Genomic DNA, 11239 nt, shown 5'->3' with positions numbered 1-11239 from the left:
GCATATCGTCGCCACGCCGGTGGCGGGGGAGGAGCACATGATGAATGTGGAGCTCACCCTCTACGGCGATGAGGGGCACGAGGATCAGCGGCTGAACTACCAGGTGGAGGGCGACCTCTGGGTGTTGCAGGCCAATATCGTCGAGCTCGAGCCGTGGGTCAACGCACTCGGCTTCAACTCCGGCTACAAGGTCACCCGGCTCTACGGCCAGCGACTCGACGGCGTCGCCACCAAGCAGAACCACATCTTCCTCAATGGCGGCGACGGCGACTTCTTCGACGATATGAAGTCCCAGAGCTGGTACACCGACCCGTTCGTCCGCTCGGCCTACGGCAACGCCGTCATCGCCACCCCGGGCACCTACAACGTGTTCATCTCCCGCGACGCCATCAAAACCCGCCCCGCCGAATGACTTCCGGCGTGGCCACGGCTCAGTCCGTCAGATCGGCGAACACCGGGGCGTGATCGCTCGCGCCCTTGCCCTTGCGCTCCTCGCGGTCCACGTTCGCATCCGTCACCCGGGCCGACAGCGCGGGGGAGCCGAGGATGAAGTCGATGCGCATGCCCTCCTTGCGCGGGAAGCGCAGCTGGGTGTAGTCCCAGTAGGTGTAGACGCCCGGCCCGGGGTGCAGCGGCCGCATCACATCGGTGAATCCGGCGCTGTCGAAGGCGTGGAAGGCGTCCCGTTCCGGCTGCGACACATGGGTTTTGCCCTCGAAGAACTCCGGCGACCACACATCGGCGTCGGTGGGCGCGATATTCCAGTCGCCCACCAGCGCGATCTGCGCTCCCGGATCGGCGGTGAGCCAGTCGGTGCCCGCGGCACGCAGCGCCGCCAGCCACTCCAGCTTGTACGCGTAGTGCGGATCGGTCAGTGTGCGGCCGTTGGGCACGTACAGGCTCCACACCCGCACCCCACCGCAGGTCGCGCCGAGCGCCCGCGCCTCCACCACCGGCGTGCTCAGCAGCGCCTCGTCGGCGTTCTTGTCGAAACCGGGCTGGTGCGGGAAACCGATCTCGACATCGTCGAGCCCCACCCGGGAGGCGATGGCCACCCCGTTCCACTGACTGTGCCCCACATGCGCGACCTCGTATCCGGCCGCCTCGAACCGCTCGAACGGGAACTGCTCGTCCTTGCATTTGGTCTCCTGCATGGCCAGCACGTCCACATCGGCGCGATCCAGCCAGGACAGCACCCGATCCACGCGGGAGCGAATCGAATTCACGTTCCAGGTCGCGAGCCGCACGAAAAACCTTTCGATCGAATATCGGCACGGTCGGGCGTCCGCCGACCGGTGACGGTTCAGGGCGCCGCGTAGCGGTACCGGTGATGGTCGATGAAGCCCAGCTGCCCGTACATGGACAGGGCCGCTGTGTTCTCGACCGCCACCTGCACGTAGGCGTGCGTCGCACCGCGGGCCTGTCCCCAGCGGATCAGCTCCGCGCACACCAGTGTGCCCAATCCGTGCCGCCGATGCTCCGCGGCCACCCCCACGCAGGTCAGGCCGATCCAGCGGCGACCGTCGGGGGCGGTGGTGATCGCGCCGCGGCCGATGGCCAGCGGCGTCGGCAAACCCAGTGTGGCGAAACCCAGTTCACCTTCCCGAATGGCGGTCAGCACCTCCACGTCGGGTGCTGTCTCGGCGTCGCCGCGGTGGGCCGCCAGCCAGGCGTCGCCGGGCATGGGGTCGATCCGCACCATCGACGGGCCCTGCGGCAGCGTCATATTCGCGATATCGACGGCCAGGACCGCAGTCTCGTTCCAGGTGCGCCAGTCCGGCGGCACCGTGGCGAGGCGATCCGGCAACAGCAGTCGCAGCGGCAGCCCGTGTGCGGTGTACCACTCGCCGATGCGGTGCAGCGTTTCCGCCGACGACACCGCGGGCTGCCCCGAACTGCCCAGTGGCACGGCCGAATTCGCGCGATTGGTGTAGTCCGCACCGGCGCGTACCAGCCAGCCGTCGATCCAGGTGCGCTGCAGACCGGGCCAGCCGTCGGCGGCGGCCCCCTCCAGCGCGCGGATCTCCTTGGTGCGAATCGGCCGCGCGCCCAACGCCTTCCATGCCACCACGCGGTCGGGTGCGATCCGCGTCACCTCGCCGTCGGCGGTGCGCACGGTCACCGGGTCGACCGCGAGGAGTTCACCGATCACATCGGTCAGCGGCTGTGGATAGCCCTCGGGCAGGCGGTAGCGCACCACCACCCGGCGACCGACCGCAGGTGTGCCGGGATCAGTCGTCATGCCCGAACGGGTCCGGCACCGTGCCCGGAACCCAGGTCAAACCCGGTGTGCCCCAACCGTTGCGCTTGATGGCCTTCTTGGCCGCGCGGGCATTGCGGCCGATCAGCACGTCCACGTACAGGAAGCCGTCCAGATGTCCGGTCTCGTGCTGGAGCATGCGGGCGAAGAAGCCCTTGCCCTCGATGTCCACCGGTTCGCCGTGCTCGTCGGTGCCGGTGACGCGCGCCCATTCGGCGCGGCCGGTGGGGAACTGCTCGCCCGGCACGGACAGGCAGCCTTCCTCGTCGTCGTCCGGGTCCGGCATGGTCTCCGGCAGTGCGGAGGTCTCCAGCACCGGGTTGATCACGCAGCCGCGGCGGCGCTTGACGGTGCCGTCCGGGAACTCGTCCGGGCAGTCGTAGACGAACAGCCGTTTGGCCACCCCTACCTGATTGGCGGCCAAACCCACGCCATTGGCGGCGTCCATGGTCTCGTACATGTCCGCGATCAGCGTCGCCAATTCCTCCGGGGACTCGGTCACCGGGTTCGTCGGGTTGTGCAGAACCGGGTCACCGACGATCACGATCGGGAGGATAGCCATGGTCGAGAGCCTACTGGGTGCGTTCCGGCACCAGTGCGCTGACCTGCGCGCGGCACTTGTGAAGCGTTGACTGTTCAACCTCAACACGCCGGGCTTCCGTGTCGCGAACACGCCGAGCGGTACGCACTGACAAGTCTGCGTCGCGTGGTTGAATGATCGGCGAGGAGACAAGCACCATTTTCGTCTGGTGACAACTCGGCGAGGGAGCATCATGGACGGCGCAGCGGCACGGAACATCTCCGCAAGCGAGGACAGCCCTTCCGCGAGCGATGAGATCGCGGTGAACGCCGCGCAGCCCGACGAGGATGGGGCCCATGGCCTTTCCCGCCGGGAGCTCGAGATTCTCGGGTTCGAGCGGCAGTGGTGGAAGTACGCCGGTGTCAAGGAAGAGGCCATTCGCGAGCTGTTCGGCCTCTCTCCCACCCGGTACTACCAGGTGTTGAACGCCGTGGTGGACAAGCCCGAAGCCCTGGCGGCCGACCCCATGCTGGTCAAGCGCCTGCGGCGACTGCGGGCCAGTCGGCAGAAGCAGCGGGCGGCGCGCCGCCTCGGCTTCCAGATCTGACGAGACGGGTATGCGCGCGATACCGGCAACCCAGGGATTTTCGGGTGTTTCGGCACTCAATCGCGGTGTGATACGGCGTCCCAGCGGCACGTGGGATTAGGCTCGGGGCCGTGAGTAACCCGAATTCGCCGTCCGGCGGCCCGCCGCTGCGGGCGCTGGCCATGGTGCTGATCGCGCTGGCCATCGTATTCGCGGGTCTCGGCGCGATGTCGCTGTCGAGTTCGGATTCGGAGGGCACGGACAGCGCGTCCGGTCCGGAGGCCACCACGACCGCGAGTGTTGTGGCGACACAGGCGAATACGCCGGCGCCCGCCACCACCACGACCGCGGACGCGCCGACCACCACCCTCGCGCCGACCACGACCACCACGACGACGGCCGCCGTCGACAAATCGGTCCCGGTGCGGGTGTACAACAACAGCGATATCCAGGGTCTGGCCGCGAGCACCGCGAGCCAGCTCCAGGAGAGCGGCTGGAGCATTGCCGAAACCGGCAACTACGCCAGCGGCGTGATCCCGAAAACCACGGTGTACTACGGCAGTTCGGCAGGTGAGCGGGCGGCGGCCATGGCCATCGCGGCCGAACTCGGCGCCACCGCCGAACCGCGTTTCCCCGGTATCGCGGACTCCCCGGCGGGAGTCATCGTCATCGTGACCCGCAACTGAACGACCGCCCGGCCCCTGCACGGGACAACACCATGTCTCTGGCATCATCTTGTCCGGTACGAAACCTGTCCGCAGTGCTGTACCCGTAAACTCGGTACACGATAAGGAGTTCCCCGATGGCCCCGTCCACAACTCGTCGCCCGTCTTGGCGGACTGTGACCCCGGTGCTGGCCGTCGCGGCCTTCGGCCTGGTGGCCTGCACCAACAGCCAGGAGTCGAGCGACGTCCAGGGGACCACGCCGCCGGTGTTCACCAGCTCGCCCGCCCCGGCGGGCGGCGCGGACACCGGGCACGGAACCGCCACCCCGCCCACCGAATCGGTCAGCGCGCAGCTGAAGGATGTCAACGGCAACACCGTCGGCACCGCCACCTTCGGTAAGACGGGCAACCACCTCGAACTCACCGTCGAAGCGCACGGCCTCGAGCCCGGCTTCCACGGCATGCACATCCACCAGTTCGGCAAGTGTGAACCCAACTCCACCGCGCCCACCGGCGGCCCCGCCGGCGCCTTCCTCTCCGCCGGTGGCCACCTCCAGGTCGGCGACCAGAACGCCCGTCCCATGAGCGGTGACCTGACCTCGCTCGAGGTGCTCGAGGACGGCAGCGCGAAGCTCGTCACCACCACCGACAAGGTCACGCTGGACGACATCAAGGGCAAGGCCCTGATGATCCACGCCGGAGCCGACAACTTCGGCAACATCCCCAGCCGCTACAACCACCCGGGCGGCAGCGGACCGGACGCCGAGACGCTGGCGACCGGCGACGCGGGCGGCCGGGTCGCCTGCGGCGTCATCGGATAACTACAGGAGAGCCATGGGCGGGGCAGATATCGCGAAGGTTCCCTTCAACTCATCGCCCCGGCCCACGCTCGGCGTGGAGTGGGAGGTCGCGCTCGTCGACAAGCACACGCGCGACCTCTCCAGCAAAGCCGCGGCGGTCTTCGACGCCTGCGGGGATATGCGCGCCTGGGACGGCACCCCGCAGATCACCAAGGAACTGCTGCGCAATACGGTCGAGATCGTCAGCGGCAAGCACGACACCGTCGGCGAGGTGCTGGACGAACTGTCCGACACCATGACCGCCGTGCGCCGGGCCGCCGACCCGCTCGGGGTCGACCTGTTCTGTGCGGGCACCCACCCGTTCGCGCAGTGGTCCAGCCAGCAGCTCACCCGCACCCCCCACTACGACGAGCTCATCGAGCGCACCCAGTGGTGGGGCCGCCAGATGCTCATCTGGGGCGTGCACGTGCACGTGGGCGTCTCGCACCCGGACAAGGTCTTCCCGATCCTCAACACGCTGCTGCTGTCGTATCCGCACCTGCTGGCGCTCTCCGCGTCCTCGCCCATGTGGGCCGGGGTCGACACCGGCTACGCCAGCAACCGGGCGCTCATGTTCCAGCAGCTGCCCACCGCCGGACTGCCCTTCCAATTCGAGAACTGGCGGCAGTTCGAGGGGTTCGTACACGACCAGATGAAGACCGGCGTGTTCGAACAGCTCGGCGGGATGCACTGGGATATCCGGCCCGCTCCGAAGTGGGGGACCATCGAGGTGCGGGTCTGCGACGGCACCCCGACCCGCACCGAACTGGCGGCGCTGGTGTCGCTCATCCACTGCCTCATCGTCGACCTGGACCGCCGCGTCGAATCCGGGGAAACCCTGCCCACCATTCCGCCGTGGCATGTGCAGGAGAACAAATGGCGCGCCGCCCGCTACGGGCTCGACGCCATCATCATCACCGATGCCGACAGCAATGAGCGCCTCGTCACCGACGACCTGACCGAGCTGCTGAACCGGCTCGAACCGACCGCCAAGAGCCTCGGCTGCGAGAACGAGCTCGCCATGGTCGCGGAGATCCCGAAGCGGGGAGCCTCCTATCAGCGGCAGCGCCGGGTGGCCGCGGCCGCGCAGGGCGACCTGGTCGCGGTGGTGGACTCGCTGGTCAAGGAACTCGATCAGTAGCCGGGACCGCCTCGAACGGGCCCGGCTGTAGTCGGGGCCGGGCGGGTGGCCACCGCACCCTCCTCCGCCCTGCGGCGGCCCGGAACCCGGCCGCTTGTCGGGCGTTCAACTGCGTCGCGGATCGTGTTCACGCGATGTTTACTATGGTCGTCGTGCTACTCGACGACCCGCGCTCCGATTCCACGCTGCCGGGGCACGGAGGTCGGGAATGGATGTCCGGTCGCCGGATCGCGCTCGGCGCGGCCATCGCCGCCGTCCCCGCCCTGCTGATCGTCTTGCAGGTCGTCGCCGGCCACCGCGGGTTCGAAGGCCCGCTCGCGAGTCTGTGGCGCGACTACGCCGGGACACCCAAATCCATCTCCGTGCCGTGGGCGGGACTGGCCCTGGCGCTGGTGGGGCTGAACTGGAAATGGCGCGGCATCGCGCTCGGATCGGCCATCGCGATCGACACCGTCTTCGCCGCCGCGCGCCTGCTGGGCGACGGGCCGTTCGCCCTCGGCAACGGTCCCACCATCGTGCTCACCGCCATGGGCGTCGCCGCGGCCCTGGGCTGGCGATGGGCGCGGACGGACGGCACCGACAGCACGCCGTACACCACCGCACTGCGCGCGACCGCGCTGGGCGCACTGCTGATCCTGGCCACCAAGGTCGGCGACGTCTGGCTGCACATCACCGTGCTGGCCGGGCCGAATGTGCTCGACCCCTACCTGGTGCTGGCCGACCACGCACTCGGCGACCCGTCCTGGGTGCTGGGCCGGGTGGTGGAGGCGCTCGGACCGGTCGGATACGCGGTACTGCACTGGGTGTACATCGAACTGCCGGTGGCCGCCATGGCGGTCGCGGCCTGGCAGCTGCGCGGCGTGGTCACCGAGCGGGTGTGGCCCCGGCACTACCTGGTGCGCACCTTCCTGGTGCTGGGCCTGGTGGGTCCGGTCGTCTACGTGTTCTTCCCGGTGGTCGGGCCGATGTTCGCCTACGGACCCGACGGCCACGGACTACAGCTGGGCAACTACTGGCCGCAACTGGTGCCGCCCATCGACCCGACCCCCGCGCCGCTGCCGTTCGACGAGGTGACGCCGCGCAACTGCATGCCCTCCATGCACACCGCCTGGGCACTGGCGGTCTTTCTGCATTCGCGCCGGGACGTCGACGGCGCGCCCGCGCCGCGCTGGTTGCGCTGGGGCGGCACCTTCTGGCTGGTCGCCACGCTCACCGCGACGCTCGGCTTCGGCTACCACTACGGGGTCGACCTCGTCGCCGGTGCGGTGCTGTGCCTGACCGTCGAATCCGCGCTGCGGGCGCCCGAGCGGGGCTGGGGCCGATTCCGCATCCGGCTCGTCGGCGGCGGCGCGGTACTGCTGATCGGGCTGCTGCTGAGCTACCGGTACCTGGCCGTCGTCATGGCCGAGTACCCGGTGGCGGCGGGCGCGGTGCTGCTCGGCCTGTTCGCGGCCTATGTCACCGCCTACTACCGCACCTGGTTCGGCTCCTCCGGGCCGTCCGAATCATCCTCGCCCGCATCGGAATCCGCGACCGCGCGCTCGTAGACCGGACGGCTGCCGCGCAGCAGCAGCCAACCGAGCAGGCAGCCCACCGTGATGATGAAGGCCGTCCACGCCGGGGCGGAGGTGTCCTGGGTGGTCACCGTGCACAGCACCGGATCGTCCGGACTCTCCCGCAGCGCGTAATGCCCGCGTGAGACGTAGTCACGCAGACCGAGCACCGCCGAGGGCACATAGAGCATGACCGTGCCCAGCACCCGGTTCGGCACATAGCGCGGCGCGGCCGAGGCCAGGCCGAAGCCGCTGGTCCACGCCAGCACGACGGTGCCGGTCATGATCAGCAGCGAGCTCTCGGTATCGGCGGTGATCGCCGTGAACACCGCCAGCGCCAGCAGGATCACCAGGCAGGCCATGGGCGCGGCGCGGCGCGAACCCGCGTACAGGCCCAGCGCCGTCACGATCACCAGCAGCGGAATCGACCAGGCGGGCACCGAGGCCGCGATGGTGGCGCTGCCCACCGCGCTGATCGCCACCGCCACCAGCACCAGGGCGCCGTCGCGGCCCGGCAGCAGCATGGTGGCGATGATCGCGCCGCCCACCACCGCCACCACCGCGACGCCGATATCGGCGACGCTGCCGCCGTGGCGGGCCAGCCATTCGGCGCTGAACAGGAACACCAGCACCAGCACCACGCCCGCCAGGATCGGGGTCATCGGCAATTCGATCGACGGCCGTTCCGCCGGTCGGCGTTTGCGATTGGCCAGGGTGCTCATGGTCACCAGTGCCACCGCCACCACGATCATCCAGGTGGGCGGCATATCCATCGACTGCCAATTCGCCGACGGTACGGATTCGTTCAACGAACCGGCCACATTCGGGAGCGGATTCACCGAGCCGAGCAGAATGCTGGCGAGTGCGCCGAGCGTCCACCCGTAAGCCGGCAGCCGATGATGCAGCACCGCCGCACCGAGTGCGCCCAACGCCACCCCGCCCGCCAGAGAATCGATGAAATTCATGGTGGACAGCGAGGCCGTCCCGGAGTTGCTCTGCCCGACGGTGTGATTGGCCAGCAGCACCACCAGCCCCGCCAGCGCGGTGGCCCACGCGGTGACGATGCTGCTCAGAGTGGTGATGAGCACCGCGGTGATCAGCGCCGCGAGCGCGCCCGCCGCGATCGCCCGGGGCAGGCTGTAGACGAGCAGATCCAGTTCCAGCGCCGAGGTCTGTGAGGTCCAGGCGAAGTCGATAGGCATAGCCAGCGACAGTCCGGCAACCATTGCCGCCACCAGCGCAGTGATAGTTTCGGCCGCTATCTGATACGCCTTCACCAGGCTGAAATTACCTTTGTGCGGGCTACGTACCACTCCGACTCGCCCTGACGAAATTGTTAGCTGGGTGAATTCCATCGATGTGGCGCGGGGCCGGTATAGCGTTCAACCTCGATATCCATGCGGGGGCGGCTGTCAATTCTCGGGACGTGCCCGAGACCGCGACGCCTCAGCCCGCGGAGGCGCGCTGGGCGGCGAAGCGGCGCAGCGATTCCACCTGGAGGGGATCCAGCGACGGCCGCACGGCCGCGCGGGCGGCCATGATGTCGGCCGAGGTCACATCGGCGGCCAGCACATCGCGGCGCATGGCGGCCAGCGCCGCCTCCCGGAGCAGGGCCGCGCAGTCGGCGGCGGAGTAGCCGTCCAGCTCGGCGGCCAGGGCGCGCAGCTCGACATCGGGTGCCAGCGGTACGGATTTTGCCGCCGTGCGCAGGATTTCGGCGCGGGCGGCGGCGTCCGGCGGCGGTACGAAGACCAGCCTCTCCAGGCGGCCGGGCCGGGTCAGCGCCGGATCGATGAGGTCGGGGCGGTTGGTCGCGCCGACCACCACCACGTCGCGCAGCGGTTCCACGCCGTCCATCTCGGTGAGCAGCGCCGCCACCACCCGGTCGGTCACGCCCGAATCGCTGCTCTGGCCGCGGCGGGGCGCGAGGGAATCGATCTCGTCCAAGAAGATGAGCGCCGGGGCGGAGTCGCGGGCGCGCTGGAACAGCTCCCGTACCGCTCGCTCGGAGGAGCCGACCCACTTGTCCATGAGTTCGGCGCCCTTCACCGCCTGCACGCTCAGCTGGCCGGTTCCGGCCAACGCACGGACGAGGAAGGTTTTGCCGCAGCCGGGCGGACCGTACAGCAGCACCCCGCGCGGCGGGTCGATGCCGAGGCGGGCGAAGGAATCCGGATGCCGCAGCGGCCACAGCACCGCCTCGGTGAGCGCCTGTTTGGTCTCCTTCATATCGCCCACATCGTCGAGGCTCAGGCTGCCGATGGCCAGCTCCTCCGACCCGGAGCGCGACAGCGGCCGGATCACCTCCAGCGCACCGGCCAGATCGTCCTGCACCAGCACCGGATCGGACTGTTCGCGGCTGGCCCGCGACGCTGCCCGCAGCGCCGCCTCCCGGACCAGCGCGGCCAGATCCGCCACCACGAAACCGGGTGTGCGCGCTGCGATCTCGTCGAGTTTCAGGCCGTCGGTCGGCACCTTGCGCAGCAGCTGTTCGAGCAGGGCGGTGCGCACCGCGGCGGTCGGCAGCGGCAACGCCAGCTCGCGATCGCACAGATCGGGTGCGCGCAGCCGCGGGTCCACATCGCCCGGATGGGCCGTGGTCGCCAGCAGCGCCACCGCGGGCGTGGCCACCGCCGCCCGCAACTGGTCGAGAATCAGGGTGGCGACCGGATCCGCATCGGCGGGCAGCAGGGCGTCGATATCGGTGATGAGCAGCACACCGCCCGCGCCCGAACAGAGTTCGGCGACCGCCATCCCCACCTCGCGCAGCCGAGTGCCGCTCTCGGTCGCCCCGACCGACGGGCCGTCCAACTCCACCACTCGCCGCTGCGCGCACACCGCCCGCGCCAGCGCCGCCTTGCCCACCCCGGCCGGGCCCGAGACGAGCACACCGAGATGTGCCGGGGCGCCAAGGGTTTTGAGCAGCTCCGGCTCGTCCAGGGCGAGGTTGAGCCATTCGGTGAGCTTGGCCGCCTGCGTCTGCACCCCGGCCAGATCGGCTACCGGAATCACCGGGGCCGGACCGGTCTGCGGCATCCGTCCGTAGTCCGCACCACCATCGCTGATGGACAGCGGCCGATCGGTGGCCGCCACCCCCGGCCCCCACACCACCGCGCTGTTGGGCTGCACGCTCACCGGACCCGGCGACGGGTCGGTCGCGGTCACCGTCAACAGCTCGGAGGTCCAAGCCACCCCGAACGTGCGCGAGAGCGCCTGTGTCGCAGCCGAAGTGCTGGTTCCCGGCCCCAGGTCGCGGGGCAGCAGCGATACGGTGTCCCCGACGGTGACGACCTTCCCGAGCAGCGCCTGCCGCAGCGTCGCCTCGGGAATGGTGCCCGCCGCCAACGCCGACCCCATCACCGAGATCTGCTTGGCCCCGTACACGGTCACCGGCGCGATCACCACGGTCGCGCTCTCCCGCACCCCCGCGTTCGACAGCGTCACATCATCCAGCAGCGCCACCCCCGCGGGCGTACCCGCCGGTGCTACGGCGACGACCGCCGCCGTCCGCCGCGCCCCCATCAACGCGATCCCGTCCCACTCCCGCAATCCCAGCGCCGCCAGCGCCTCGGCATGCAATCGCACCAGTCCCCGCCGCGCATCCGCGGCAGAAGTATTGAGGCGAGCGGTCAAAGCGAGTTCAGGCACGCCCCCCATTGTGCCCGCCGTACCGCA

At 69.5% G+C, this 11239-nt stretch carries 10 protein-coding genes and 1 pseudogene; 6 read left to right on the top strand and 5 right to left on the bottom strand.

Annotated features, from left to right (window positions below; genetic code table 11):
• Nucleotides 1-412 (top strand): annotated as a pseudogene (locus ON31_RS27690) (hypothetical protein); the annotation flags it as partial.
• A 19-nt stretch (nucleotides 413-431) separates the two neighbouring features.
• On the opposite strand, the gene ON31_RS27685 reads toward ON31_RS27690, so the two are convergent.
• The 3 genes from ON31_RS27685 to ON31_RS27675 are packed head-to-tail and all read right to left on the bottom strand — an operon-like array spanning nucleotide 432 to nucleotide 2822.
• The gene (locus ON31_RS27685) at nucleotides 432-1247 is read right to left on the bottom strand and encodes an exodeoxyribonuclease III (RefSeq protein WP_039817809.1); all 816 of its coding nucleotides are present in this window, start codon (nucleotides 1245-1247) and stop codon (nucleotides 432-434) included.
• A 56-nt stretch (nucleotides 1248-1303) separates the two neighbouring features.
• Entirely contained in the window at nucleotides 1304-2242 is a 939-nt protein-coding gene (locus ON31_RS27680) for an N-acetylglutamate synthase, CG3035 family (protein ID WP_039817808.1), read from the bottom strand.
• Nucleotides 2232-2822, bottom strand: a complete 591-nt coding sequence (locus tag ON31_RS27675) for a peptide deformylase (RefSeq protein WP_039817805.1) — start codon at nucleotides 2820-2822, stop codon at nucleotides 2232-2234. The genes ON31_RS27680 and ON31_RS27675 overlap by 11 nt, the downstream gene beginning before the upstream one ends.
• 211 nt (nucleotides 2823-3033) lie before the next feature.
• On the opposite strand from ON31_RS27675, the gene napA reads away from it, so the two are divergent.
• The 5 genes from napA to ON31_RS27650 all read left to right on the top strand — a co-directional run bounded on the left by napA (nucleotide 3034) and on the right by ON31_RS27650 (nucleotide 7558).
• Nucleotides 3034-3387, top strand: a complete 354-nt coding sequence (gene napA, locus ON31_RS27670; protein ID WP_029932962.1) for a nucleoid-associated protein NapA — start codon at nucleotides 3034-3036, stop codon at nucleotides 3385-3387.
• Between the two features lie 110 nt (nucleotides 3388-3497).
• Nucleotides 3498-4052, top strand: coding sequence for a LytR C-terminal domain-containing protein (locus ON31_RS27665; RefSeq protein ID WP_039817804.1), 555 nt, complete (start codon nucleotides 3498-3500; stop codon nucleotides 4050-4052).
• Nucleotides 4053-4168: 116 nt separating this feature from the next.
• On the top strand, nucleotides 4169-4852 hold the full coding sequence (gene sodC / locus ON31_RS27660) for a superoxide dismutase[Cu-Zn] (protein WP_029932960.1): 684 nt from the start codon (nucleotides 4169-4171) through the stop codon (nucleotides 4850-4852).
• A gap of 13 nt (nucleotides 4853-4865) precedes the next feature.
• Nucleotides 4866-6011: a glutamate--cysteine ligase gene (locus ON31_RS27655; RefSeq protein WP_029932959.1), complete on the top strand. Its 1146-nt coding sequence runs from the start codon at nucleotides 4866-4868 to the stop codon at nucleotides 6009-6011.
• A 212-nt stretch (nucleotides 6012-6223) separates the two neighbouring features.
• The gene (locus tag ON31_RS27650; protein WP_255222280.1) at nucleotides 6224-7558 is read left to right on the top strand and encodes a DUF5933 domain-containing protein; all 1335 of its coding nucleotides are present in this window, start codon (nucleotides 6224-6226) and stop codon (nucleotides 7556-7558) included.
• Here the strand turns inward: ON31_RS27650 and ON31_RS27645 are convergent.
• Nucleotides 7480-8799, bottom strand: a complete 1320-nt coding sequence (locus ON31_RS27645) for a hypothetical protein (protein WP_147287008.1) — start codon at nucleotides 8797-8799, stop codon at nucleotides 7480-7482. The genes ON31_RS27650 and ON31_RS27645 overlap by 79 nt on opposite strands.
• Nucleotides 8800-9010: 211 nt before the next feature.
• Nucleotides 9011-11212 (bottom strand): AAA family ATPase, encoded by a 2202-nt coding sequence (locus tag ON31_RS27640; RefSeq protein ID WP_255222279.1) that lies wholly within the window; start codon nucleotides 11210-11212, stop codon nucleotides 9011-9013.
• Nucleotides 11213-11239: the final 27 nt, after the last annotated feature.

The sequence above is a fragment of the Nocardia otitidiscaviarum NBRC 14405 genome, assembly GCF_000308635.1.
GTDB lineage: Bacteria > Actinomycetota > Actinomycetes > Mycobacteriales > Mycobacteriaceae > Nocardia > Nocardia otitidiscaviarum.
The sequence above is the reverse complement of the archived record's forward strand: the minus strand, read 5'-3'. Positions and strand labels throughout refer to the sequence as shown.

Bases quoted from the DNA above. Each gene is read 5' to 3' on its own strand.
- ON31_RS27680 (WP_039817808.1), bottom strand. From the start codon at position 2,242: ATGACGACTGATCCCGGCACACCTGCGGTCGGTCGCCGGGTGGTGGTG.
- ON31_RS27675 (WP_039817805.1), bottom strand. From the start codon at position 2,822: ATGGCTATCCTCCCGATCGTGATCGTCGGTGACCCGGTTCTGCACAAC.
- napA (WP_029932962.1), top strand. From the start codon at position 3,034: ATGGACGGCGCAGCGGCACGGAACATCTCCGCAAGCGAGGACAGCCCT.
- sodC (WP_029932960.1), top strand. From the start codon at position 4,169: ATGGCCCCGTCCACAACTCGTCGCCCGTCTTGGCGGACTGTGACCCCG.
- ON31_RS27655 (WP_029932959.1), top strand. From the start codon at position 4,866: ATGGGCGGGGCAGATATCGCGAAGGTTCCCTTCAACTCATCGCCCCGG.
- ON31_RS27650 (WP_255222280.1), top strand. From the start codon at position 6,224: ATGTCCGGTCGCCGGATCGCGCTCGGCGCGGCCATCGCCGCCGTCCCC.